The following is a 25,613-nucleotide window of genomic DNA, read 5'->3' as shown; positions in this document are numbered from 1 at the left end:
TAAACGGGAACCTCTCCCGTCAGGACTGCGCCGAAGGTTTCGGCGCAGTCAATGCAATCTGTACTAACACCGGGGAGAAAGCAGGCCATGAACAGCGAATACGTAGGGTTTCCGATGCGGATTGAATCGAAGTTGAGCCCCGCAAGTCCTAGGGCTCACTAAATCCGTGCGGACAGGAATGTCTGAGCGCACGTGGAGGTGGTGAACTTGCATTCAGATTGACGAATTCACGCAGCGACGAGCGTAGTCCCTCCGACGTCGGCTTAAGCCACTCAGCAAAGTCACGCCTCCACGAACTCCCAGCCTCTCACGCCTCTCGTGCGTGATCTGATCGCAGAACCCAATTGTCCTATTGAGGGAGATTTTCTGCGGAATACGCATGCTTATAAACCTGCTCTTCGGCAAGCTTATCTACAATGCCTTGTTGCTGGAGGAACTTCGCATTATCTAGCAAGGTTTCTCCGATGGTGGATTTCAGGAGTTCCGCTTGTTGCGCTGCAAGCGGTGTGCTGCTCAATTCGAGATAACGTTGGGTATCCTCCACATCCATCTGCATCTCACCGGCAATGATTGAGGCGACTCCTGCCGGATCGTCATTGATTCGCTGTGCGGCATCACCAAGGAGCTCATTATAAGTACGGAAGAAGTCGCCGTTGGCATTGACAAATGAATCTGTGGCAGACACAACGGTGTAGGTTGGATAGCCCAGTTCGGCGACGTCTCCGCTGGTCATGATGACGTGGCCGTTTGACTGCACCTCAGAAAACACCGGGTCCCAAATCCACGTCGCGTCGATTTCGTCTCCGCCCCAGGCGGCGAGGGTGGCGTCAGCCCCCATGTTGACGACGTTCACGTTGCGCCCTGGTTCCAGGCCCGCATCCTCCAAGGCCTTGAGCAACGCATAGTGGGCAGTCGAGGCGAAGGCGACCGCAATAGTCTTGCCCTCTAGGTCTTTGACGGAATTGATGGCCGGATCCTTGACCACTAATCCCTCACTTCGATCTGTCGAGCCCATGACCCACGTGACTTCGATAGGACTCACGCTCGGATCAGAGAGGCTCCTGCTCACCGGAGGGGTGCCGATACCCGCTAGATCAATGGATCCGGCGGCATAGGCTTGCAGCATGTCGGCGCCCGTGTCGAAACGAATATAGGAGACATCCGCATTGGGAAGGCATGCTTCCGTTTGGTTCTCCGCCATGATGACGTGCATATTCGGCAAGCCGCTTTGATAGCCGATGCGCACCGTACCGTTATAGTCTTCGTTGACCTCGACCGGACACTCTCCCCCCTGATTACTGGCGCTATCATCGCTGGCTGGTCCACCGACGCAGGCAGCTAGGGTAAAGGTCGACGCTATGGCAGCACTGAGGCTAATTATTGTCTTCAGATGCACGGTTCGTGCCTTTCTTTTTGTAGTTGAGAGATGTGAGCAATTCACCAGGAAGGAGTGCTGGTGACGGTGACGCCGCGACGGCGCAAAGCGGGAATCACGCCCTCCCCCACGTGGAAGGTTTCTTCTAGGTGCGGGTATCCAGAAAGAACGAAATGCTGTTCCCCCGCTAGGCGGTAGGTATCGATGAGCTCAGCGACTTCTTCATAAGAGCCGACCAAAGCGGTTCCTGCGCCGCCGCGGATTAATCCGATGCCCGCCCACACGCCCGGCTGGACTTGCAAAGAGCGAACATCGGTATTCGCATCGAACTGGGCAAGCTGGGCGTAGGTTTCATTCATACGCTGTTGCCCTTCAGATTGCGCCCCGCGCAGTCCGGCCTGAACCTTTGCTACTTTCTCTGGGTCGCACTGCTCCAGAAGCTGACCCGCCACCGCCCACGCTTGTTCAGAAGTTGGTCGCGCGATGAGGTGAAAGCGAATGGCGTGATCGATCTCCCGGCCCTTGGTCCTTGCCAACTCGGACACCCTGGCGGTTAATCCGGCTACCCTTTCTGAGGTCTCGCCCCAAGTCAAGTAGACATCGGCATGGGTTGTTGCCACCTCAAGCGCGATATCAGAGGCGCCGCTGAAGTATAGGGGAGGCTGCACAGTCGGACGCTGATCGATGGCCGCTTGCTCGACGTTGACATCCTCCCCCGCGAAATCGAGAGGGCGCTCATCTTTCCACAGGCTGCGCAGCACCGAGAGATATTCGGCCGAACGCTCATAGCGCTGGTGCTTGTTTAAGAAATCACCGTAGGCACGTTGCTCACCGTCTTCTGCACCGGTGACGATATTGAGGGCGAGCCGATTCTGCGACAGGTTCTGAAATGCCGCCGCCATCTGGGCCGTCGTGGTAGCGGAGACCACACCAGGGCGAACCGCGACCATGAGTTTTAGCTTGGTGGTCGCCGGTATCAGGGCTGAGGCCACGACCCAAGGGTCCTGACACCACGCACCGGTGGGCACGAGCATGGATTCGAGCCCGTTTCCCTCCGCCGCCTGCGCGATCTGCGAAAGGTAACGCAAAGAGCCGTGCCTGGTTGATGGTTGCGGCGCCGCTGAAGAAGGCACGCTGCTATATGCATGCTCTGAATCGATGATCCCCGTCGAGTCACCGTAGGTAGGCAAGAACCAATGGAGGGATACTGCTTCTGGGATGTGCGTGGGCATGGTTGTCTTTTCCTTCACTGCTCATGGGAAATGCTGTCTGGTAGTGCTTCTTCTTCCTGTGCTCGATAAACCGACGCGGTAAATTGCTCGCGCAGGCCTACGAAGTCAGCACTTCCTCGATTGCGCTCGAGATTGGCTGGAAGCTCTACGTCTTCGATGATTCGACCTGGGTTTTGCCCATGACGAGAATCCGGGTAGAAAGCAGCACAGCTTCTTCGACGGAGTGAGTTACGAAGAGAATTGTCCTTTTCGTCTCGAGCCATATTCGCCGGAGCTCGTCTTGGAGCCTTTCTCTGGTCAAGGCGTCGAGGGCGCCGAAGGGCTCATCCATGAGCACCACCGGAGACTCCCCGGCCAGCACCCGTGCGATCTGTGCGCGTTGTTGCATGCCTCCCGAAAGCTCATAGGTCTTTCGGTCCGCGGCGTCGGAAAGGTTGACGAGGTCGAGATAGTACTGCGCCCTTTCACGTCTCTCTTTCTTGCTTTTCCCGGAGTACCGCCCCGCCAATTCCACGTTGCCGCGGACGGAGAACCACGGGTAGAGGGTGGGTTGTTGGAATACCAGTCCCCGCGCTGCGGAGGGGCTTTCTACGCGGCGCCCGTCATCAGTGACGGAGCCACTGCTATACGGGAGAATGCCTGCCACTATTTTCAGCAGCGTTGTTTTCCCGCAACCGGATGGCCCAATGATGGAGATAAACTCGCCCGTTTGGATGTCAAGGTTAACGTCCTCGAGCACTACGGTTGAGCCGCTCCTGCTTTCATAGATCTTTCCCACCCCGGCCAGTTCAATCCTGTTGTTCATGCGGAACTCCTTTTCTTGTTGCGCTTGGGGCTTAGCTCTTGCCGTGCCAAGGCACGAATAGCCGGGTAGCTCTGCTTACGATCACGTCGAGTAGGACGGCTGTTAGTCCGATGACGATGATGCACACCACCGTCAGCGGGGTCTGGAGCTGCTGGACTGAGATATAGGCCAAGCCGCCGATTCCTGGAATTCCGTTATTAAGCTCAGCGGCAACAACCGCGGCCCAGGCCAGCCCGATGGCCAGCCGCAATCCGGTGAGGATCTCGGGCAACACGGCCGGGAAAACCACGGTCTGAAGCACTTGGATGCGGCTGGCGCCGAGCGTGCGCGCAGCCAGCACTTTGTCCCCTTGGACGCCCAAAACACCGGAGATGGTGGAAATTGCTATAGGTGGGAAGGACGCGATGAACAAAAGCCACACCTTAGACACGTCTCCTACACCGAACCAGACTATGAGCAGACCGATATATCCGAGTGGAGGAAGCGCACGCAGGAAGTTGACGTAGGGTTCGACGGCGATTCGCACCAGCGTTGAAGAGCCCGCCACGAGTCCTAGGGCGATTCCGAATACCGCACCAGCGCCGACGCCGATGGCGATCCGCTGCAAGCTGGCCAGGAGGTGCTGCCACAAGAAGTAATTTTGCTGGCCACACACCACCCGGTTAGTGCCCTCCGGGCCTGGGCGGCAGGTGTTGGAATCGATAAAGGCCTGCCACACGGCACCCGGTCCGGGCACGAAGACTGGCTTGATAAGCCCGGAGGCCGTGACAGCCCACCACACAATCATGAGCGTGACGAAAACGGAAAGCTGGAGCTTTAAGGCCGCGTTCTCGGAAGAAAGCAAGCGAGACTTGAGAGATGAAGCTGTGCGTTTCTCGCTCCGCACCTGGGTTTCAGCAGCCTTCACCATGTGCTGTGCTCGATTCAGTAGAAGTTACATTCGGTCTGGTTGAAACCTTAAACCAGACCACTTAGTACGGATAATCATCCATTCAGTACGAATATAATAGACAGGTCATTCTACTTTTTGGTGGCGGCGATGCTTTTTAGCCAAACCACTTCCTGTTGGGCAGCCAAAGCAAAACCACGACGGCGATACTCGCCAAGGAGATAGGCCATACCCGCGGCGCAATGATCAAAACCACGAATAAAGCTGCCAAGACCGTCAACCCGATCCGAGCCCAGTTCTGCGCGCGCAGCACATAGACGGTCAAGACGCAGATGAGGAGCACGATGAGGCCTAGAAGTACCGCAAACTCGCCGGCCAGGTGGTCGATGCGAGACAGGCTTTCCGGCACGCGCTCCGCGCCCACGAGATCAAAGATGTAGTACACAAGGTAGGCCGCGCTGAAAAGCTCCAGTGCGGCCGCTATCTTGATGGGCAGTGGCGCCCAGAGTGCCTTCATATCCACCGCGCGGCGTGCTTGCCGCTGGTGCTGCGATACCTGGGCAAAGCGGTAGTCTTCCGCGCCGTCGAACTGCGGTGTACCGAAACTCATGCGACGTCGCTCCACATCACTCCGCGCGAGCTGAGCAACCACCGGATGGGGTCGAGCACGCGGAAAGGCGCGATGCCGCTGCGCGAGAGCTCTTCGCCCTGCGGGGACTCACCCAGTGCGGAGACCGCGAAGTACTGGAAGGCGCCCTCTTCGCGCTTGCCAATGCGGTGCACGGTATTGACCAAATCATCGGCCTGCATCAACAGCAGCAGCGACTCCACCTCGAGGTCGAGGATCTGGGCGTCATCGAAGCTAAAGTTCCACCCGGTATCGCGACGGAACGCGGCACCGTGGTTGCCCATGATCTTCGCCCACTCCGTGCCGCTGACTAGCTCCAATTTCTGGAGGGTATCGAACTTCGAAACCGTCACGGCCAAAGGCGGCGCGTCCTCGCCCACGAGGATGAGCAGGTTGCGCAGCACGTCTAAAGGCGCTGCGCCCAGCTCTCCCTGCGTGGCGACGATGCCTTTGAGGTAGGTCTGCACCTGCGGAACGCGCAGCGGATCGAAAAGGAAGATGACTAGGTCCGCGAATTTGAAGAAGTCCAAGCTGGACCTATCCTCTGGGAGGTTTTCCAGGTCCTCCCCGGCAACGTCACGAAAGACCAGGTAGTTGGTGCGCAGCCGGCCCTCGGCGTCGGGCCATTGACCAAGATCAAAGATGAGCGGATCGCGCTGATATGCCTGGTCAGACTGGGCGGAGGGAGTAGCGCCCATGATCTTCATCTCTTCAAAGAGCGGAATCTCATAGTTTTCCCGGAAGCGCTCTTCCGTCGACTCATCCGCCGCCAGGACGGAGACCTTGTGGTGGTTAGCCAGCAGCTGCAGCTGCTTCACCATCACCGCGGTATAGAGGGACTTTCCGGAGGCGCGGGCACCGGCCATGGCGATGCAATGCGTCACCGAATCGGCCCAGCCGGGGAGCAGTTCCCGGTGGGTATAGGGACTGACCGTCGCGCCATCTTCCAAAGGCTGGAAGGTCCACGGGCAACGCGCTAGGGTACTCATCTAGTTCTTCTCCTTCAAAAGCTGGGCTACCTGCTCACTCAGTTGCGCAAGGCCTGCGGCATTGCCCTGTTTAAGCTCCGCGATGGCCTCATCATCGATGACGGCGAAGGCCACGGGAGCGCGCCCCGCGCTCTTGCGCGCAAGCTCTCGTTCTTGGCGGGCAATGGGACCCGTGATAAGAACAGCGGTGGGTGCGGAGGACTCAAACATGTCTGAGGTGGGACCGTCCGTGACATAGACGGTGAGGGTATCCGCGCCGCGAGTGCGCTCGCGCTGCGCATCCCAGCGCCGTGATCCCACACGGTCCGCGCCGGCCGCGATGATCTTGGTAACAAACTCCTCTAGCTGGGGGACCTCTGTATTCTGGGAGCTTGCCTGCCCATCGGTGATGCTAAAGCTACGCGCGGTATAGCCCACCCGCAGCCCGTCAATGTAGCGGGCGATGGCCGCAATGGCATCCCGCGAAGTATTGACCGCCATCGAGGCGGAACTATCCACGATGACCCGGAACTCGGAGAGCGCCACGCCTTCCAAGTCCTCTCGACGCACCGTGGAGCGAACCTCGCGGGCCTCAGCGGAATACTTGGTTCCCGCATCCGAGCCATAGGCCAAGAAACGGTAGCTACCGTCCGCGGCAACCACGTCGGCGAGGTGTTCGCCCTCGTCCTCAGCGGCGTCGACAAGCACGCGGGGGAAGTCTAATTGGTGCTCGCCGGTATCCACCCGCAGCTGCACGCTGCTACTGGTACCAAAGGTCGCGCCAAGAGGCGGGCGCACAACAATGGAGGCACTGCCCACAATGCCGCGCACGCTCAGGCGCCGCTTGTCGACGCGCGTCGCATCAACCCCAGCCCCCTCAATCTGCAATTCCAACGCGGCGCCGCCGGCCCCCGTTTCAAAAACCTCGATAAAGATGACCGGGGCCTGGGGTACCGTCCGCGAGCCGCCGGCTTTGAGTGCGTAATTAGCCATAGCCTTGGGTTACCTTTCGTCTTCGACATTGCTTGCGTGCGTGGGGCCTGTCACTTCAGCCGTAGCGCCGAGGGTGTAGAAGTGTTGGAGTTTTGCTTCATCAAGATGCAGGTGCTGCTCAAAGTGCGTATGAACCAAGTGGCGAACCTTGTCTCGGAAGTGCGGGTCGAGCCCGCCGAGAACCGGCGCTACCAATTCCTCGAAGGCAGTCGGCAAGGAAATGCTCCATTCCACCACACAGGCCGCTAACGCCAACTCGCGCTGGTTCGGACCGAAGTGCGTGGGCAGCAACAAGGCGATCTCTAAAGCGCGCGCGGGATGGGCGCGCAGATGATCGAACCACCACCGCGCGTTGAAATGCTCGAGGTTAGCGGCTTCTACCGGCGTCAATGACCCAACGTGGGCATTGGCCTCGTCCCCGCCACCTCGCACCGGCACCGGAGTAGCACCCGGGATTGGGTCTGGTTCAGGGGCTGGTTCCGCATTAAGAAAGGGATTGGCGCCTGGCAGCGTCTCCCCTGGAATGACGGCGCCGCCCATGCCAACCGCGCCCACCGTGGGAGCGGCGACTGCGGCGGTGTTGAAAGGGTCCTCTTCAAGGTCTGTGGGTTCGCCGAGGACTTCATGGGGGAACTGCAAGAAAGGCTCGGCGCTCGGCACCGGTTGAAGTGCCGGTTCCTGCTGCGGCGCCCGTGCCGGAAGAAAGCCCGTGATATCAGGGATTGGCTCGTCTGTGGCGAAGAGAACCACGCGGCCTGACATCCGCATATCGGCTAAGCGGGCCTTCTCCTTAAGCGAGGTGACCAGCATGGTCGAGGTAGATTTGGGGAACTCTTCTAAGGTTGAGGCCTTCTCAGAGGTGGAAAATCCAAAACCCTCCGGCACTGCCGGGGACACCGCAGCGATCCACAAGGCCGCCTGATCCTCAGGCGCCGAGAGCACCACCGTAGCCCCGGGCACGTTAAGCACCGCGGCCATCGCCTCCACGAGCGCCCGGTTAAACTCACCGTCCGGATTTGGCACAACTTCCCGAAAGGGCAGCGGCAAGCGCTCAGGGTTGCGGAACTCACCGTCGAGGAATTCCTCGACTATCTGGCCATCTTGCAGGGGACCCGGCTGGACAATCTCGCGCGGAACCGGCGCGGTATCGACCTCATGGATGGAAAAGGGGGCCGGAATATCCGGCGAATAAAGCACGAGCTCCGGTGCGGGAGGAATCGCCGTGCTCATGACATTGGTGAGGGTATAAACGTTTCCCCCGCGCCCCGTGGCATCCGTGCCTGCGTGCACGGAGACCATAGTGATCCAGGAGGAGGCGTCAGCGCTGAGGGAAAAAACCGCGGTACGCCGCAAGAAACGAGCCCGCATCTCCGGTGAAGGGAACTTGGGAATGGATTGGCCACCGCCTAGGGAGGTCGGAACATAAGTAACGAGGTCGCGGACCTGGTCACGTCCCAGATCGCCAACGACGGTGCCTACGCCCCAGCCACCGCGACCGCCGCGGGCACCGCGCCCACTGAAGGAGGCAAAGTTGAATGAACCGCTCACTGTGGCTGTCCCCCTAGGTCGTATCCACCGCGCTGCTGGGCGGGCAAGACATATAGCCCTCCTGCGATGTTTTCTTCCACGATGACCGCCTCGCTCTGCGTGGCAACGGGCTCGGGCTCCCCGGGTAATCCGGAAGAAAAACCTGTAGAAAAACCGGAAGAATACTCAGTTTGATCGCCCCACAACTTATCCGTCAGGTCGCCTCCGGCCGCCGTGGAAGCCACGAAGTCCTCGATGACAAAGAGACGGAGGAATCCACCGCGATCCATGTAGCTGCCCAGACTTGCTACCAGGCTGGGATCCGGCCCATACTCTGCGGCAATGCTCCGCGGTGAGTAGATGGTCTTGATCGCCATGTCCTCGGAGAACTCCACGGTCTGACCGTCATCCGCGTGTAGGGGCAACCGCTGCGGATTGAATACCAGCTGGAAGCTAGGAGGCATGCGGGATTCTCCCTCGTGGCTTTTAATCCACACGCCGACGGAAGAACTAGCCCAGTCATATCGCAGCACGTAGTTGAACACCTGCAGGCCCGCGTACACCACGCTCGTTATCGGCGCATCCGTGTACTCGCCGGCAAAGATAGCGCGCGGCCGCAGCCGCACGGTCTCCCCATAATTGCGCAGCTTGAGGCGGATGCCGCCCTGGCGCTCGTATTCCTCACGCAGCAAAACGGTCTCTGACTCATCTCGGATGCACTCCACCATCTCCGCGCCAAGGGGCCAATCGAAGGTGATGAGCTGGCTATCCACGCGCTCGATGAGCCGCCACGTCCCCTCCTTAATGGGAGAGACGCGCTGCAGGACCATGGATTGGCCCACCCAGCCTTCGGTGTCATTGAAGTTCACCGGGGTGACATACACCTGGTGCCAGTCGGTGGGCCAGGGCGTGCGGTCGAAGCGCTCGTCACCGGGGCGATCTTGGCCCTGTGAGGCAATGATGCCGCTGCTAAAAGCAGAATCAATGAAGTTGCGCGGCACCGGCCTATTGGCGAAATCTGGGTCAAGGGAGTGCTGCGTGACATAAATCTTTACCTCCCCAGTCTTCGGGGCGGTCCACTGCACTGCGATGTAATCATTGCCTTCTTCGATCTCGCGCTGGCAGCTCTTCAAGGTCATGTAGTCGAGCTCGCTTGCCACCTTGATGGATTCTTCCGCCACGAGCTCCGCGCTGCCGAGGATGATTTCACCACGGAACTCCACCTGCCCGCGCACGGATACCACCATGGTCTGCCCGCTCTCTTCGGTGGGAATCGTCACCTTGCGTCCGCCTGGATCGGGTTCCACCTGGAAGTTAGGGCTAAGCCGGTTGCGCACCTCGGTGTCCCGGCAGGCATACACGAGCGCGCCGGTATGTCCTTCGAGCAGATCCCACGTGGCCTGGATAGCGCCTTGGGTCGGCGCCACCTTGAAATTATTGGGCGGATAAACCACGACGGTTTCTGCGATGAGCTCGGGTTGGCTGTCAACCACATCGATTATTTCGATGCCCCGGTACGCCCATATTGCGTAGTGACGAAGTCCGCCGTTGCCCGGCTCCAGGTCGCGATAAGCGGTGCCTTTCGTCACCACGAGTGTTTCACCCGCGTCTGGAGTAACCACCATTTCCCTATCAGCTGCCACCACGCGATAAAGCACGGTCTCATCCGCGGCCGCGCGCAGCGGCTGCCACCAGATACGCACGGGATGTCGCTTGAATTCCGCTATTCCATCCGAAACTGCATCCACAAAGAGCTCACTTGGGCTTTCTGCATCAGGTTCCGTTCCCGATTCCGTACCTAAGCTGGCCACCGGCTTTTCGACGGCGTACTTCAACTCTGGCACCACTTGGGCCGGATCATGGCCAAATCGATAAGGCGCTGAGAAGTCTTCTGCCTCTAGGCCGACGTAGTCGTTCTCATCGACCTGAGTTGCAGCATCACGCTGCCGGCGTTGAGCCAGCAGCTGCTCACGGAGACTTAAAGAACTAACGGAAGCTCGCGGCTTGTCCTCCTTCGCGGAGTGCTTAGCCGGCTGCTCCGGCACCCTATGCGCAGGCTGTGCTGATTGTGCAACTTCTGCTGTTTGCGCCGCTGCACCCGCAGCGGCCTCGGCAGCCTCTGCTGCTGCCCGTGCGGCCTCACGCTTATGCTCCATCTGTACGAGGCGCTCGTTGAGCGCCGCGGCTCGCAGCTGCGGGTGCTCGACTGACTCCCCGCCCAAGGCCCGGGCAATATCGCCGGCGAAGCGAGAGAACTGCGGTGACAAGACCTCGGCGATATGCTCCGCATCCGCTTGGGGCAATGCGTGCACCAAAGCCAACTCGGAGAATGGGATATCGCTGATCTTTGTTTCGCTATGCATACTCATCTTTCTGGCTGAACCTCTCTTCTAAAAGGTCTCGTCGAGGTCCGAAAGGTCCTCTGGGTCAGCAGGGTCCGCAGGCCGAGAAAACCCAGCAGGGTCAGAAGATCCACTAGTATCGCTGGGGTTTACTGCCGGCGCACCATCAAGGAAGGGGTTGCCGCTTGGCTCAGAGACAGGAGCCGGTGGCACCTGGTCAAAGGATTCCATGTGATCAATATCGTCGAGGGAATCCAAGAAAGACAGGGAGTCCTCAGCAGCTGAGGGGGCGGTGGGAACGGTGGCACCGGCTGGCGCGGAGAACTCCGCCGCCGCTGCCGAGCCCGTGTCTTGAGCACGTCCCTCATCGGGCTGCAGATAAGCCAAAGAGACCGTATTGCCGTATTGAACCACCGTCAGCGAACGCGAGAGCTGGCTGTTCGTCGCCGCTTGGTTATCTACCTCCACGATGCGGGTGTGGGATCCATCGATAGAAGTACCGCCAGCATTGACACCGGCTGCGGTGAGCGAGGCATTGGAAAAGGCCTGACGCGCCTTCGCATCCTGGCTCATACGCGCGAGGAATTCCTCGGTGGGCAGAGTCCGTAAATCTGAGCCTTCCCGGAACTGGACGGTGTGCAACAACGAGCGCACTTTCTGATTGATGCTGGGAACGGCCAAGGCTGCGCGCCAGCGCTGGGGCTTCAAATCGCGCGCCAGCACGTCCGGGCGGTCAAGGCACTTCACCAGTTGATCGAGCTGCGACTGGGATCCACGTCCAGGCAGAGCATAAAGATCATTGAGTTGGCCCACGGGAAAACCTGGCTTGCTGCGATTGACCGCGCTGGAGACATCGACAAAGAGGTTCTCGAGGGCGTCGTGAGCCCACCGCCGCGGGAAAACCGCGACGCGAATCTCTCGTGCCATCGCGCCCACGTCCGGAGGCGAGACTACCGCGCGGCCTATGCTGGTATTGCGTGGCAAGCCAGATTCCGGGATACGCAACTGCTCAGCGCGGACCATCTGGGAACCAAAGGGAGCCGCGATGGCACGCCCCAGCAGGCTTGACCAGCTTAAGAACTGCTCATAAGCCTTGGTGACTCGGTCAACATCACCGAAGGACAGCGCAAGATTGTCGAGGGCGATCTTCTCATTGCGCTCAAGCAGCTCACGGTTGCGAACATAATCGTAGAGTTCGCGCTGAGCCTTGGTGAAGGTGAACCAACTGGTGAGGAAGAAACCACCCACGGCGATGACGTAGCCGAGAATCAACCAGCGCCAATCGTAGGTTGGCATCGACTCCCAGATGCGGATTCCGGGGCGATAATGCGCCGCACAGAAGTAGCTAACGAGGACCAAGACCACGAAGAGGATGGCCCACATCCACCGCAGCGCTGTGGTAAGCCTGCGGTTCTCAGCGTTGAAGTCACGCTCTGCTAGTTGGTTGCGCTGAGCCTCGATATCCCGCGCGGTTTGGGCCAAGTGGCCGTTTTCTTCCAAAGCATCATTGAGCTTGCGATTGAGGCGCTCGCCCACCTTCCAGCCGAAGGTGGTGGAGAAGTTCCGGCGCCAATTGCTGAACTCGTTTTGCTTCTGCGCGATTTCACGACGGCGCGTTTGTTGGTAGACAAAGTCGAGCTCCTGCTCGTATTGCCCTGCGCCGCGCGGATCGAAAGGCAGCACATCGAAGGCCCGCGGATCGCTCTGACCCGCAGTCTTGAGCAAGAGCGGGTGTTCACCATTGAAAGTGAACCCGGTATCGGCGATGGCCTGCCAGCCTCTTTGCACAATGAATACGTTGTTCTGGCTGTCACGCTCGAGCGCGAAATTATCCAGCCCGGAGATTCCATCCACCAACGCCAACGAGTACTCCTGGTAAGCGTGCCAGGTCTGCGCGAGTTGCGGATCGTCTCCAGTAGATAGACCCGCCTGCTGCGCACGCTCGCGGTTCTCCCGGTTTTGCTGGCGCAGCTGCGCAATGGAGGCTACCCCGCGTGAGCGTCCAGAATGCTCACCCACGGTGACTTCAATGGAAGAGTTCTCGCCATAAAGCATTCGCTGTATGAGCCCTGCCGCCCGCGAGCTGGCAGCGCCCTTTTGGGCGTTAACCCAATCCTGCGGCTTGCCAATGACGGTTGCCCAATACAGCGCGAGGTTCTGGCGCAATGCTTCCCAGCCCTTAACTTTCTGGGTAGCAAGAGTCTCCAATGGAGCCTTCCGGGACACCAGCTCCGCCGCATGGTTGTTCAAGAAGCCATCGGCATAGAACGTGGTCAGCGCGTCTGGATTGGAGTGATGCACCGCGTAGGAATTGTTATTGAGCTGGGGGCGCGGCAGCGCAGCATTGAGATCAAAAACGCTCTGCTTGACCTCTTCCTCCACGTTCGTTGCATCGATGGTGCGGTGATAAGCACGGACCAACCGGAACGTGGAGAGATCCCCAGTCTCGATCACCCGTCCATCCTGCGCAATGGGGGCCTCATCCATGTCGCGCCACAACCCCATCACGGATGCCAAGGAGGGCGCGGCATACTCAGCGAGACCGAAGTCCCCTTCCTCGCGGTTAATGGCGCGCAGGGGAGAACCGGGCGTATCGCTATCTTCTGGCGAGAGCGCGAAGTTAGACCAGCCGTTGAGCTGGCCTGCCGGTACATCACGCAGGGGCAGGCTAGGCAGCATGATACGCAAGCGCTGGTTGGTACCGCCTTGGACGAGGCTGTTGTCGATGCTGTTCACCCAATTATTGAGAGCCTCGGCATCAACGGGAGAGCCCGGATCGAGCGGATCAATGAGCACCAAGATGGCGCCATTATCCAAGGGACGCAGCGCGGCATCGAGGCCGACTATGCGCGGGCTTGAATCCGCGGAGAAGGTGCGAACCACCTCGTCTGCGGGATCATGGGCATAGTCTATCCACAAGAAGTCCTCGAGCAGGCCGACGGAGCGAAGATCGAAGAGGCGGGAACGAATCTGACCGGCCACAATGCCGTGGGCGAGGAATACTACGTTGCTCATCAGAAGGTGTCATCCAAACTAGAAAGGTCGAACTCTGGTGCGGCGTCTTGTCCACTGGCAGCACCGGCGGAAGTCGGCGTGAAAGCCTCCGGCGCGCTGCCCCAGTTCGGCGCAGCCACCTTGGCCTGATCCAGGAAGGAACGCATGCGCGGAACCAGGCCGACTACATCTGCAGCAAGATCGCGGTAATAAGGCGTCTGGCTCGCAATCTCGCGGGAACGAATCTCCGCGAAAGGCTTGTTGGCTTGCGCCTGGCCTGGCAGAGCGCTGCCGTATCCCGGAACGAAGTGCGCGGCCCCGGACAAGAACTTGTCGAGCTCCTGGACAAAGGCAGCGTAGCGGTCATCGATGGAGGTACCAGCGACGTCCCTTCCGGGACGATAGCCGGTGGCCAGGAATTCGGTGAGGCGAGCAATCGCTGGGTGCGCGGTGACTCCGCCGGAGTTAGCGGATTCTTCGCCGTCATCATAGAGTCCACGCAGCAGGTGATAAGGCCGCAAAGAGTTCGCAATCTTACCATTCTCGATGCTCTGCACGTTGGCGTAGGCGATAAGAACCGACTCGATGACGGAGCTCATCCAGTCCGAGTTCTTGATCATCTTGGCCGGCGGAATCAGCAGCGGATGCGGGAAGCTGACCCATTCCTTGGCGCGGTCATCATAAACATAGGCCCGAGCCGTGTCGGTGCCGAAGTCCGCAATGTGGATACGCCCGGTGATTCTTCCGATGATCCAGCCAGCCACCATGGCCTCGCGTTCCGTCGGAGTAATGGGCAGGGCCGCCGCCAGGGGACGCGTGCGCCGTTCCTTCCAGTAGCTATCGAGCCGGCCGTTGCGTTTGGCGTAGTCCTGCGCGATATGCGGGAAGAGCGAGCTAAAGACGATCGGCGAGTAGTTGGGGTAAGAGCCGAATACCTCGATGTGGCGGATCTTCTTAGAAGATGTCAGCGCGTTCTTTACCCCGGCGCGAGTGGGCTCGTCATATTGCGGTCCGGAGACGGTTTCCATGACGAGGTCGATGACGCTGTCGAGGCCTTCTAGAGGAATCTCAGAGAAGTTATAGGTGTACTTGACGTCAGTCCCGTGGATCTGGCGAACCATGTTCGCGTCGACTGCGGCCAGCGGGCGCCCATACTGCAGGGCGCGATCGAAAGCGGAGACGAAGACGTTCTTGCGGCGCTCATACTCGACGTCGTTGATGTCAGCGGTCTTGGTCAGGTACTCGTTGAGATCGACCGAGATGAACTTGTCGAAGGGATAGTCCTTACGCCCCACCCACTGGCGCGCGCGTTCGATGAGGTCACGGGGGCGAATCAAAGCGGAATAGCGCGCGTGCTGGGAATCGCGGGAGTCCCCACCCGTCGGCGGAGTAGTCAGGTTCTTAGACACCCAGCCGGCACGGTTGCCTTGCTGGCTGCGCTCGCGCTTCGGCGGAGCCAGGGTATCTCCCGGTGCCTGAATGGCATCCTGGGATTCCCACTCGCCACGAATGATGCAGCGTGCCGCATCCGCAGCGGCCTCAGCGAAGTTACTGATGTAGTTGGTGCGCTCTTGTCCCTGCACGGTGGCGAGCAGCTGCGTCTCGTAGTCTGCGGCGAAGGCCTCGACATCCGTCAGCATGATCTCGTTCTTCGCGCCTTCGAAGCGGGAATCCACCTTCTCATCGGTGTCGGAGGGCCAGGAGTTCACCGCGACGGTGGCTACGTCTGCCAGGCTGTTGGCGCGTGAGGTCGAGCGCGAGGCGCTTTCCAAGTCTTGGTAGGCATCGTTGATTTCACGGTCGAGGTAGAAGAGGTTGTCGTTGACGTAATCCTCCAGGACCGGCGCGAGGTACCCAGCCACCGAGTGTAGGAAGTAGTTGTAGAACTGGTTGCGGTACTTCGCCGACAGGGAATCGACGGTGGCCTGCGGGTTAGACATCGTGCCCTTGCCGTTAAGCGGGCTGATGTCGACCTCAGATCCTGCGGGCAGGGCGGCCGGGTTCTGGCCCTGATTTTGTTGCGCCACCGCCTTTGTCATGGGGACGAGCTGTGTCTGCAGGAGGTTCTTGAGGTGATCGAGCACCATCTCCACAAAAGGAATACCGACTGCGGCCAGGTCTCCCTCAATGGCGCTGAGCACCGCATCAGAGAAGTAGTCCGCGAACTCATAGACAGCACTATAAGCAGCGCGGTCGAGGATGGCGGATAGATTACGCCCGGTGAGTGGATCATTAAGGCGCATCAACAGCTCGTCGCGCCACTCCTCTACCCTTCTGTCCTGGCCCTGCGGGAAGTAGCGTCGAAACTCTCCCTCGGCCTGCGCAGCTGCATTCTGGGCGAAGTTGCCGAAGGTGAGCCCCAGCCAGTTCTGTACGGAGCCTAGATCGGCAGGGCGCAGGGCCCAGTTCCCGTCGAGGGAGATTTCTTGGTAGATACGCGGCAGGCGCTCTTCGCGCTTGGCAGCCAGCTGTTCCTCACCCGTGGTGGTTTTGATTGGGTCGAGGTGACCAGAAAGCAGCCGGTCGAAGGACTTGCGTGCGAGACGCTGCGCGGAATACTCGGCAAAGCGCCCGCGGCCCATCGACACCTGGGCATAACCCAGTGATCCCCAGGGCAGACGTGCCCAGGGCACCGGGGTCTCCCCGCCGGTCCAGCCAAAGTACTTGCGCCCGCCGTCAGCGGCTGGTGTGTTGCCACGGGCGTAGGCGATGAAGGATTCGGTAGCGCGCTTCGAGGACATCAATCCGGCCAAGGCACGGCCGAAACCGCGATACACATCCTCCGGCCGTCCCGTTCCGAAGGAGGCTTGCTTGTCCCCCATCTTCGAACCGATGGGGAAAAGCCGGGCGAAGGTCTCGGTATCCGGGGTGTTATCAATGCCGAAGGCCTTGAAGATGGCGCGATCATGCTGGTGCGCAGCACCCGTTTGGGCGGCGAAGACCTCACCGAAAAGGGCAAGAGAGTTAGGCCAGGCACCAGCCATGGCCTCAGACTTGATTGCCCCGAAGATCTCCGGGGTGTACATGAATACGAGGTTGCCGCTGGCATCAATGTTGTGGACGGTGGAAAGCACACGGCAGACATCGAGGAACATCGATGCGCCGGCGCCACCTGCCATTGATGACACGATGAGAACTACAGGTGCGCCATCGGCCGTATCGCCACGCTTGCCGGTTGCCTTGTAGATAAGTTCATCGAGTTCCTGCACGGCCTCGGGCTCATACATGCGCCCCACTGCTCGCTCCAGGCTGGCCCGAATCTTCTTGAGTGCAGGCAGCGTGAGCAAACGCCCGATGGCACGGTACTGCCCCGCACCATCAGAGATGATGGTGGTGTTGGACTTCGGATCCCTCGGTGCCCAGGTGGCGATTTCCCCCAGCATCCCACGCTTGCCCAGCTCATCAGAGACGCCTGTATCAAACTGACTAAAGCTCAAGTGGGAGCCGATGCCCACATAGTCCCCGCCGTTCTGCACCACGTTGGGCAGACCATCCGGCCCGGACTCGGCCTCAAGGGGCACGTCTAGGCTGACGAATTGCCAGGCTTTGGGCAAAGACTTGATGGTGGGGTCAATAGCGCGCAGCTCTGCTTTGAGCTGGTCCATCATGTACGCCAAAGTCTTGGCGCCGGAGCCTCCGCAACCAACGACGAGGAACTTTTTCATTAGCAATTACCTTTCACAAAGAAGTGTGCGTATGCGCTTGTGGGTGAATCTGCGGATTAATTCTTGCCAAAAGTTGGGCCGCCGGAGCCACCGGGCCAGCCACTGCTCGGCCCGAATCCCCCGCCCTGGGGACCGCCCTCGGGACTAGGCCCGGGGTTGAAGGGCGGGGAAGCTGGCGGCTGCGCGGGACCTTGTCCCCACTGGGGTTGACCGTTGGGCTGGGGGAAGCCGCTAGGCGTATTGCTTGCGCTTGGCGATGTCGTCTCCGTCCAGGTGGAGCCACCCTGCGCACTGGGCGCACCAGGACCGCCTGGAGGGGTGTCCACGGCAGGGAGTTCCACGCTGTCGAAAAGCGCGGGAGCGTTGGCACGGATCTCCTCGGACATCGCCGCCACACGCGGAGACTGCGCGAGGTTATCCACGGCGACAACGATCTCACCGCTGTCGGGGTCTGCGGGATTGCCAGCAAGGAACCAGCCATTGTGGACTGCCAGCGGTAGCACCGCGTGCCCATTGCGGGCACGCCCCTTGCCGGAGATGGTGCCGGCCTTGTCCACCACCGCTTGAGCCGGCGTAAAGGGGTTGAGGCCGCTGCGAACCCGCACCGGATAGGTGCCGAGGTTAACCGAACGCCCTGCCGGTGTCACTGGCACGCTTTCGAAGAACTCCTGGGGGTCGAGGACGAAGTCCCCGCCCTTGTCGGTGCGGATGAGACGCGTGCCCTCACGGCGCACGGGAATGGTCTTGACAAAAAGCTTGGGCCGGCGCGGAATGCGCCCGGAGACGAACTTCATCAGGTACAAGATCGCCAGCGGTATGAGCAGCGCCAGGACGATGGCCAGAACCATTGCCACGCCGAAGACGGTCTTGTTGACCGGGGTGGTCACCGAGCCTTGCAGTTCCAGCGGCAGCTGCGCCTGGCGCTGCCCGTCGGCGGACTGCAAATCAATCACGGCGGCCGCATTGAGCGGGCCATCCGCAAGGGTGTCCATGCGCAGCGTCACAGGGATGGTGCCCTGTTCACCCTCGCCCAATTCCAGGGCGGTGTCGGCAGAATTGTGGGTAGAGGACACGGCCAGCTTGTCGACGCCGTCCGGAAGGGTCCCCTCCTGCGCGCCGATGCTTTGATCCGCCACCCAGATCTTGCCCGGGCCGCTAGCGGGGACATCGATGGTGACTTCCTTGTCATCCATGGTGACCACCTGGACCGAGCCAACCGAAGGCATATCACTCGGAGTAACGGTCAGGGAGGTCTCCGCCTCGATGGGGTTGAGGCGGGTGCCCGGCGCGTCATCTGCGCCCTTGGTGGTGATGTCCACGCGCGTAGCCAGCCGCCCGTTAACGGCAGTGTCGATGGCCTCGAGAGGAATGTCGACCTGCTCGCCGTCGACGATGGGCTGGTTTTCTACCAGAGGAATGGGATCTCCCTGCGAGGGAAGGAAAGCAGCGCTTAAGAGCCCCTCCCCCTCGAGGGAACGGGGGTTTCCTGCCCCATCAACCAACTGGGCCTTGATTACCTCGTCACTGTTAATGCCGCCCTTGGCCTCGCCACCGTCTGCGCGAGTTAGGTTGACGCTCAGACCGGGAATCATGACCATCGATGCGGAGTACTCACCCTCCGATCCTTCGACAACGCGGTAACCAAAGGTCCACTCGCCTGCCCAGCGTGCGCCATCAGCCGCCTTGGACATAGACACGTCCACCATGCCGGGAAGCTTGTCATTGACGCTCACATTGGTTTCCGCACCGGCGATTCGCGTGGTCTCCGGGGTGAGATCGACCGTCTGCCCATCCGGGCCGGTCAGAGTGGGGACAAGCTCCCCTTCACGCACCGAGGTCTTGGGGATGGCGGACAAACGCACCGGCGTAATCGAGTCATCGAGGACAAAGTCAAAGCTCTCGGCGAAGGCAGCGTTCTTGCTCATTCCGCCAGAGGTGGGAATGAGGTTGCGGAAGGCGGCGAAGAGAGCCGCCGGATCCTGCCCGGCGTTGAAGAAGGCGCCGTTCGGCTCGTGACCGGTACACGTCTGGTTCTCGGAGAGCCTCGTGAGGAGATCAACCTGGGAGTCAGCGTCCTCCGGGGGCACGAGGCCGACGTTGAAGAGGCGAATATGCGAGCTACGCAGGGCCGCTACCGCCGAGTTATCGGCGCAGAGGGCATTCTTAGCTCCCTCAATATCTCCCTGAGCCTCATCGGAATAGAAGTTTCCGTCTGTGAAGAATACAACCGCGCGGCAATCATTGGAGGGGCGCTGCGCCATTTCACGCAGAGCGCCAGCGTAGGCGGTGCCGTAGTCGGTCTCAAGATCGGCGACGCGCTCGGAGCTACGGAACTTCTCTATCTGCTCTTTCAACGCATCCGGGTTGCCTGAGACATCGACCCATTCACCGTAGTCAGCGCTATCGCTGTAATACTCGGAGCCAAATCCAGCCAGCTTGACGTTGATCGAAGCGCCGCTATCAGCGCCCAAATGCGCCAGTTGCGTGGCGATGTCCCGGGTGGCGTCCACACGGAAGCTCTCGGCGTCAGTGGGAGTAGAGCCCTGGTATCCCACGAGCGAGGCCGACTGATCGAGGACGAAGAGCAGATCCGCGGACTTGGAGCTGGCGATACAGGAGCCGAACTCGCTGAGGTTCTTCTGCGAAAGCTCGGACAGGCTCGACTGGGGCGCGGCAGTGTTTTCGGCAGGCTCCGGCGCAGGCGCCTGCTCCGGAGGAATACCCGGATCTTCCTGCGCTAGTGCCCCCAGGCTAGAAGCCATGCCGGCGAGGGCAACAGTAGAGGCGACGGCCAGAAGGCGCGTGAAAACCCGCATTAGATCCCCACCGCCTTGCCTACGAAGAGCGCGATTTCTACAGCAGCGCCGATGACCACAATGAAGCTAGCACCCATGATGATGCGGTAAAGCAGGGTCTGGGTGGTGTCCTCGATATAGAAGGTCTCCGCCTGGCGCTGCGTGTTCTTCAGCGTGTAGATGCCGAGTAGAACAAAGGAGACGATTCCCGCCAAAGCCCAGCCGCACAACCCCAGCGTGAAGAAAAGGGTGGAGGTGGCACTAGCCACAAGCGGGGCGAGGATAACCAGTATCAAGCCTAGGATCGCCGCGACTCCGGCACCGATAAGCCATGCCCAAGGCCCCTTGGTGGGGGCGGTGGCGGCAGGTGTGGGCTGCGTTCCTGGCATGGGCTCTGGGGCGCCCGCCCCGAAACCGCCCCCGAAGGAAGGCCGTGTGCCCCCACTGGGGGCTGCCGAACCTGCGGAGCCTGTAGGGCCAGCAGTCCCGCCGGGTTGGGCGGGAGCAGGGAATGAACCCGCAGGACCGGGTTGCCCGAAGGACCCGCCTTGCGGGGCTGGGTTTCCGCCGCCAAAACGCGGGCGGGGGCCGGGTGAGCCAAACGTCATGATTATGACCTTTTCAAAACGGTGACGCTGCGCGAAGAAACTCCTCTTGCAGAGAGGTCCTTCAGGCAGCGCCGGGGAGGGTGATAGATGGAAACTGGTGTAGAGACACGGCGGGCAGAATTCTCTTAGGGAAAACAATGCCATAAAGACCAAAAGAATGCGCCACTTCTGCCCACAATAGCGCCCCCTCCGGACACCGCTCTGGCAGGGTGCACATGGCCTTAAGTGGGTTAGGCGGGGTGAAGCGAGTTAGGCGCGGAAGAATTCGGCATGTCACTATTGCTACCTATGACAACTCAATCGGCAACCGCAACCACCGCTAATGGTGGCGAGAGCATCCGATTCATCCCGGTACAGTCTGCACTGTATCCGTGGCTGGTCACGGTGTTCGTCGTCACCTTCATCATCTCTAATATCAACGCCACCAAGGGAGTGCAGCTCGGCCCCCTCATCACGGACGGAGCCTTCTTCCTTTTCCCCCTGGCCTACGTCGTGGGAGATGTTCTCTCCGAGTGCTATGGCTTCAAATCCACCCGCCGCGCCATCTACATGGGCTTTGGCCTGGCCATTCTCGCCGTGCTCTGCTTCTATATCGCCATCTGGCTCCCGGCAGCAGACTTCTATGAGGGCCAGGACGCCTTCGCAGCGACGCTGGGGCTCGTTCCGCAGATCTTGCTTGCCTCCCTGGCGGGCTACCTCGTAGGCCAGCTCCTCAACTCCTGGGTACTCACCCGGATGAAGAAGAAGAGCGGCGAAAAGGGCCTCATCGGCCGACTGGTGGCCTCCACCGTGGTCGGCGAGCTGGGAGATACCTTCTTGTTCTGCCTCATCGCCGCCCCCGTCATCGGGGTAGACTCCGTGGGAGGCTTCCTCAACTATGTCATCGTCGGCTTCGTGTGGAAGACCCTGCTTGAGGTAGTTCTTCTGCCCGTGACCACCCGCGTTATCAAGTGGGTCAAGTCCCGCGAGAACTACATCCCGCTCGAGTCCGCGTAGTAGCGCCCCGTGAACTCATCGCGGTAGGCCGCGTAGTATCCGCCCTCTATGGAGGCGCGGATGTTATCGACGAGGCGAATCATAAACTCAAGGTTATGCATGGTGCACAGGGTTCCAGCCAGGAACTCGTTGGCCTTGAGCAGATGGCGGATATAGGCCCGCGAGTAATTCTCCGAAACATATCCGCCGAACTCCTCATCGATGCCGGAGAAGTCCCGCTTGAACTGGGCGTTCTTCAGGTTAAGGCGCCCGTCAAGGGTATAAACGCCTCCACGGCGCCCCAGCCTGGTTGGCGCCACGCAGTCAAAGGTATCGGCGCCGGCCTCGATGGCGGTGAAGAGATCATCCGGCTCGGAGATTCCTAGCAGGTGTCGCGGCTTGTCCTCGGGCAGCTCATCGCACACCCAGCCGACGATGGTGCCCAGGTTTTCCTTCTCCAGCGCCCCGCCGATGCCGAAACCACCGAAGGGGCGGCGCCCAGCCTCCTCGGCCGCCCGCGATAGCTGTACTAGCCCGCGGGCCGCCTTGCGGCGCAGGTCCTCGTACTGGGCGCCCTGTACGACGCCCCATAGCGACTGCTTCGGCCGATGAGTGCGCTCATTGGTCAGACGCTCGTGCTCATCGAGGCAACGCTTGGCCCACCGGTGGGTACGCGCCACGGATTGCTCCTGGTAGATACGGGTGTCTACCAGCGTGGTCAGTTCGTCGAAGGCGAACATGATGTCCGCGCCGAGCCCGTGCTGAATCTGCATGGACTTCTCCGGAGTGAAGCGGTGCTTCGAGCCATCGATGATGGACTTGAAATCCACGCCCTCCTCATCGACCTGTGCCATGCGTTCCTTCTTCGCAGCGCGCACGTCACCCTCGGTGAGGTTGGCCACCTCCATGGCCAGTACTTTTTTGAAACCCACGCCGAGAGACATCACCTGAAAACCACCCGAATCGGTATAGGTGGGCCCGTGCCAGTTCTCAAACTCAGCCAGCCCGCCGGCCTCATCAACGATGTCATAGCCAGGCTGCAGGTAGAGGTGATAGGCATTAGACAAGATGGCCTGCGCGCCGGTCTGCCGAATCTGCTCGGGCGTCAGTGTCTTGACGGTGGCCTTGGTGGCCACGGGGATAAAAGCAGGGGTCTTGATGTCCCCATGCGGGGTGTGGATGACCCCGGTGCGTCCGTGCTTGCCGGGGCTGGTGTCATCCAGGCGCGTCTTGATCTCGAAGGAGAGGTTGCGTTTCAGATCAATCTCGGGCGGTTTATGCATGAGGGACAGTCTAGAGCAGCCCTAATCCCGCGCGTGCGTTGCCCGATCCGGCACGGGGGCAAACTGCTCGGTGCGCGGCGCATGGGATTGCTCCCATTCCTTCTCCAGCGCGGTGCCCTCAATATCGAGCGCGGGCAGGAGCTTATCTAGCCACTTCGGCATCCACCAGGTGGCCCTGCCCATGAGGAACATGGTGGCGGGCACGAGGGACATGCGGACGAAGAAGGCGTCGAAAAGCACGCCTGCGGCCAGGGCAAAGCCGAAGATTTGGATAAACGGCAGCGGCTGGTTTATGAAGGCCACGAAGACGGAGATCATGATGATCGCCGCGGCGGTGACCACGCGCGCGCCTTGGCTAAAGCCCATGATGGTGGCCTCGTCGACCGGACTGTACTTCCCGCCGGTGCCCTGCGGGTGGCGCGATATATGCTCGCGCATGCGCGTGACCAGGAATACCTGATAGTCCATGGCCAGGCCGAAGGTGACGCCGATGAGGAAGATCGGCATGAAGGAAATCAGCGGACCCGGGGCCGGCACCAGGCCCCACAGGCCCTCCTGCCACACCAGAACCGTCAGCCCGAAGGCGGCGCCGACGGAGAGCAAGAAGCCCAGGCCAGCGACGAGCGGGACCAGCAGCGAACGGAAGACTATCAACAGCAAGACAATGGCCAGGCCCACCACGATGGCCAGGTACGGCACCATCGCAGATTCGAGGCGCTCGGTGATGTCCACCTGGACTGCGGTAAGTCCCGTCATGCCGATGTCTGCGCCGGTAACATCCTCGAGCTCCGCGGTGGCAGTGCGCAGCGCATGCGCGGTGGCGATGGTGGCATTATCCGTGGGCGCGGTATCGGGCGAGACCATGATCTGGGCCGCGCGGCCATCGGAAGAAAGCCCCACGATCTGAGCATGCTTGACTCCGCCGATGTCCTTGAGCCTATCCGCGGAGTACATGAAGGAGGCGAAGGCCGCCTGGTCCTCGAGGCTGCCCTCAGACTGCGCCGCCATCAAAGGCTCGAGCGCCTGGGATTCGGTGTTTACCTGGTGCGCATCCACCACCACGAGGAAGCGGCCGTTGACGCCAGGTCCAAAGCCCTCGGAGAGGAGATCTGCGGCCTTGCGCTGGGTGGTATCCGGGTTGGAGGTGGTATCCGCGGGAAGGGAGAGCTCCATGTTGAGCACCGGCACGGTCATAGCACCCAGGGTCAGAACGACGAAGGCCATGACCAGGCCCGGCACCTTCTGGACCACGCGCACCCAGCGGCTGCCCATGGTCTTGCCGCGGCGGCGCTTGCCCTTGCGAGTGGGGTTGCCCGCCACCCCGGGGATAGCGCCTTTGAAGGCCTTGTCGCCGAAAAGACCCAGGAGGGCCGGGATGAGAGTGAGGGCGACAAGCACCGACACCGCCACTGTGCCCGCGGCGGAGAGACCCATGGCGGTGAGGAAGCCGATATCGGCAATGAGCAGCGCGAAAAGCGCGATAAAGACCGTGGCTCCGGCGAATACCACCGAAGATCCCGCGGTACCCACCGCCATGCCCGCGGCCTCTGCGCCGGACATGCGCGAGCGCTCGGAGCGGAAACGGGAGAGGATAAAGAGCGCGTAGTCGATGCCGACGGCCAGGCCGATCATCACAGCCAGGACCGGGGTGATGTTGTTGAGCTCAACCCAGTGCGTCGCGGCCAGCACGCCCAGGGAACCGAGTCCCACGCCGACCACGGCGGAGATAAGCGGCATCCCGGAGGCCACCAAGGAGCCGAAGGTAAAGATGAGGACCAGGAAGGCCACGCCCAGGCCGATGACCTCAGAGGTGGAGTTGATGGCGATCTCGTCGCCGAAGCCAGCGCCGCCGGCCTCGACGTTAATCCCCATGGAGCGCCCCAGATCCATGGCGGCGGTGACCTTGTCCTTATCGGCCTGCTGCACCGTATAAGGGCTATCGGCGTCGAAGTTAAAGGTGGTATAAGCAATGGTCTCGTCATCATTGACCATGGCGAGGTTCTCGGCATCAAGGCGTGCGGATTGCTCCGGCAGGCCCATGCCGGTGAACTGATCAATGATTTGTTGTTCCAACGCGGGCGAGACATCCAGCGGGTTACCAAAGCGCAGGGTATCCCCCATGGCCAGATTCTCCTCGAGCGAACCGATCACCGCATCAATAGCCGCGCGGTTGTGCGGATCCGAGAGTTTCTGACCCTCCGGGGCCTGGAAAACCAGGTTGACCGAGGCGGAGTTGGCGGGGTTGCCGCCCTCCGGGAAGAGCTCCATGGTCCGAGCGGTCGCATCAATGGCGGGCGTGCCCTTGATGGAGAACTCGCTCGTCATTGGTTTCGCCAGCGATACGGCGGTGATTCCTGCTGCGGCCAGCAGGATAATCCACGCGATGATGACCTTCCATTTATTAAGGAAGGACCAACGGCCCAGGCGATAAAGAAGTTTAGCCACGAATAACCCTCTGCGTGAAGAACATGAACCTGCACCAGTGTAGTAGCCCAGGCTGGCAAGACAAGAAAATCGGCGACTGCCCTTTTGCG

16 protein-coding genes are annotated in these 25,613 nt (G+C 60.6%); 1 reads left to right on the top strand and 15 read right to left on the bottom strand.

What is annotated here, in order from left to right:
• Positions 1 to 349 precede the first annotated feature (349 nt).
• The 13 genes from B2696_RS07415 to B2696_RS07355 all read right to left on the bottom strand — a co-directional run bounded on the left by B2696_RS07415 (position 350) and on the right by B2696_RS07355 (position 20,821).
• A complete protein-coding gene (locus B2696_RS07415) occupies positions 350 to 1,396 on the bottom strand; it encodes an ABC transporter substrate-binding protein (RefSeq protein WP_286954791.1) in 1,047 nt (348 codons plus the stop codon).
• 41 nt (positions 1,397 to 1,437) lie between these two features.
• Entirely contained in the window at positions 1,438 to 2,607 is a 1,170-nt protein-coding gene (locus B2696_RS07410) for an LLM class flavin-dependent oxidoreductase (protein WP_286954789.1), read from the bottom strand.
• Between the two features lie 145 nt (positions 2,608 to 2,752).
• A complete protein-coding gene (locus B2696_RS07405) occupies positions 2,753 to 3,412 on the bottom strand; it encodes an ABC transporter ATP-binding protein (RefSeq protein WP_286954787.1) in 660 nt (219 codons plus the stop codon).
• A 31-nt stretch (positions 3,413 to 3,443) separates the two neighbouring features.
• Positions 3,444 to 4,256 (bottom strand): ABC transporter permease, encoded by an 813-nt coding sequence (locus tag B2696_RS07400; RefSeq protein ID WP_286954785.1) that lies wholly within the window; start codon positions 4,254 to 4,256, stop codon positions 3,444 to 3,446.
• 202 nt (positions 4,257 to 4,458) lie between these two features.
• Positions 4,459 to 4,911 carry a hypothetical protein gene (locus B2696_RS07395; RefSeq protein WP_286954783.1) on the bottom strand — a complete coding sequence of 151 codons (453 nt, stop codon included), beginning with the start codon at positions 4,909 to 4,911 and terminating at the stop codon, positions 4,459 to 4,461.
• Positions 4,908 to 5,918, bottom strand: a complete 1,011-nt coding sequence (locus B2696_RS07390; protein ID WP_075728935.1) for a hypothetical protein — start codon at positions 5,916 to 5,918, stop codon at positions 4,908 to 4,910. The genes B2696_RS07395 and B2696_RS07390 overlap by 4 nt, the downstream gene beginning before the upstream one ends.
• Positions 5,919 to 6,890, bottom strand: a complete 972-nt coding sequence (locus B2696_RS07385) for a hypothetical protein (protein ID WP_276623706.1) — start codon at positions 6,888 to 6,890, stop codon at positions 5,919 to 5,921.
• A 9-nt stretch (positions 6,891 to 6,899) separates the two neighbouring features.
• Positions 6,900 to 8,438, bottom strand: coding sequence for a hypothetical protein (locus tag B2696_RS07380; protein WP_075728933.1), 1,539 nt, complete (start codon positions 8,436 to 8,438; stop codon positions 6,900 to 6,902).
• Complete coding sequence (locus tag B2696_RS07375) at positions 8,435 to 10,780, bottom strand: hypothetical protein (protein WP_286954781.1); 2,346 nt, start codon at positions 10,778 to 10,780, stop codon at positions 8,435 to 8,437. Before B2696_RS07375 ends, B2696_RS07380 begins: the two co-directional genes overlap by 4 nt.
• A 27-nt stretch (positions 10,781 to 10,807) precedes the next feature.
• Positions 10,808 to 13,774 carry a hypothetical protein gene (locus B2696_RS07370; RefSeq protein ID WP_286954779.1) on the bottom strand — a complete coding sequence of 989 codons (2,967 nt, stop codon included), beginning with the start codon at positions 13,772 to 13,774 and terminating at the stop codon, positions 10,808 to 10,810.
• Positions 13,774 to 17,418 carry a tubulin-like doman-containing protein gene (locus B2696_RS07365; protein WP_286954777.1) on the bottom strand — a complete coding sequence of 1,215 codons (3,645 nt, stop codon included), beginning with the start codon at positions 17,416 to 17,418 and terminating at the stop codon, positions 13,774 to 13,776. The genes B2696_RS07370 and B2696_RS07365 overlap by 1 nt, the downstream gene beginning before the upstream one ends.
• A gap of 56 nt (positions 17,419 to 17,474) precedes the next feature.
• Positions 17,475 to 20,234, bottom strand: a complete 2,760-nt coding sequence (locus B2696_RS07360; protein WP_286954776.1) for a vWA domain-containing protein — start codon at positions 20,232 to 20,234, stop codon at positions 17,475 to 17,477.
• A complete protein-coding gene (locus B2696_RS07355; RefSeq protein WP_232315950.1) occupies positions 20,234 to 20,821 on the bottom strand; it encodes a hypothetical protein in 588 nt (195 codons plus the stop codon). Before B2696_RS07355 ends, B2696_RS07360 begins: the two co-directional genes overlap by 1 nt.
• Positions 20,822 to 21,109: 288 nt before the next feature.
• On the opposite strand from B2696_RS07355, the gene B2696_RS07350 reads away from it, so the two are divergent.
• Positions 21,110 to 21,817: a queuosine precursor transporter gene (locus B2696_RS07350; RefSeq protein WP_141256035.1), complete on the top strand. Its 708-nt coding sequence runs from the start codon at positions 21,110 to 21,112 to the stop codon at positions 21,815 to 21,817.
• Here B2696_RS07350 and tgt read toward each other — a convergent pair.
• Together tgt and B2696_RS07340 are read right to left on the bottom strand one after the other, a co-directional pair.
• Positions 21,793 to 23,079, bottom strand: a complete 1,287-nt coding sequence (gene tgt / locus B2696_RS07345) for a tRNA guanosine(34) transglycosylase Tgt (protein WP_286954774.1) — start codon at positions 23,077 to 23,079, stop codon at positions 21,793 to 21,795. The two genes, B2696_RS07350 and tgt, sit on opposite strands and share 25 nt — an antisense overlap.
• Before the next feature lie 21 nt (positions 23,080 to 23,100).
• Positions 23,101 to 25,524: an MMPL family transporter gene (locus B2696_RS07340; protein WP_286954772.1), complete on the bottom strand. Its 2,424-nt coding sequence runs from the start codon at positions 25,522 to 25,524 to the stop codon at positions 23,101 to 23,103.
• Positions 25,525 to 25,613: the final 89 nt, after the last annotated feature.

It is taken from the genome of Corynebacterium sp. UBA4397 (assembly GCF_002390965.1).
Taxonomy (GTDB): domain Bacteria; phylum Actinomycetota; class Actinomycetes; order Mycobacteriales; family Mycobacteriaceae; genus Corynebacterium; species Corynebacterium flavescens.
The sequence above is the reverse complement of the archived record's forward strand: the minus strand, read 5'-3'. Positions and strand labels throughout refer to the sequence as shown.

What these genes read in the sequence shown, in the direction of transcription:
- B2696_RS07410 (WP_286954789.1), bottom strand. Translation starts at nt 2,607, where the DNA reads ATGCCCACGCACATCCCAGAAGCAGTATCCCTCCATTGGTTCTTGCCT.
- B2696_RS07405 (WP_286954787.1), bottom strand. Translation starts at nt 3,412, where the DNA reads ATGAACAACAGGATTGAACTGGCCGGGGTGGGAAAGATCTATGAAAGC.
- B2696_RS07395 (WP_286954783.1), bottom strand. Translation starts at nt 4,911, where the DNA reads ATGAGTTTCGGTACACCGCAGTTCGACGGCGCGGAAGACTACCGCTTT.
- B2696_RS07390 (WP_075728935.1), bottom strand. Translation starts at nt 5,918, where the DNA reads ATGAGTACCCTAGCGCGTTGCCCGTGGACCTTCCAGCCTTTGGAAGAT.
- B2696_RS07385 (WP_276623706.1), bottom strand. Translation starts at nt 6,890, where the DNA reads ATGGCTAATTACGCACTCAAAGCCGGCGGCTCGCGGACGGTACCCCAG.
- B2696_RS07375 (WP_286954781.1), bottom strand. Translation starts at nt 10,780, where the DNA reads ATGCATAGCGAAACAAAGATCAGCGATATCCCATTCTCCGAGTTGGCT.
- B2696_RS07370 (WP_286954779.1), bottom strand. Translation starts at nt 13,774, where the DNA reads ATGAGCAACGTAGTATTCCTCGCCCACGGCATTGTGGCCGGTCAGATT.
- B2696_RS07365 (WP_286954777.1), bottom strand. Translation starts at nt 17,418, where the DNA reads ATGAAAAAGTTCCTCGTCGTTGGTTGCGGAGGCTCCGGCGCCAAGACT.
- B2696_RS07360 (WP_286954776.1), bottom strand. Translation starts at nt 20,234, where the DNA reads ATGCGGGTTTTCACGCGCCTTCTGGCCGTCGCCTCTACTGTTGCCCTC.
- B2696_RS07355 (WP_232315950.1), bottom strand. Translation starts at nt 20,821, where the DNA reads ATGACGTTTGGCTCACCCGGCCCCCGCCCGCGTTTTGGCGGCGGAAAC.
- B2696_RS07350 (WP_141256035.1), top strand. Translation starts at nt 21,110, where the DNA reads ATGACAACTCAATCGGCAACCGCAACCACCGCTAATGGTGGCGAGAGC.
- tgt (WP_286954774.1), bottom strand. Translation starts at nt 23,079, where the DNA reads ATGCATAAACCGCCCGAGATTGATCTGAAACGCAACCTCTCCTTCGAG.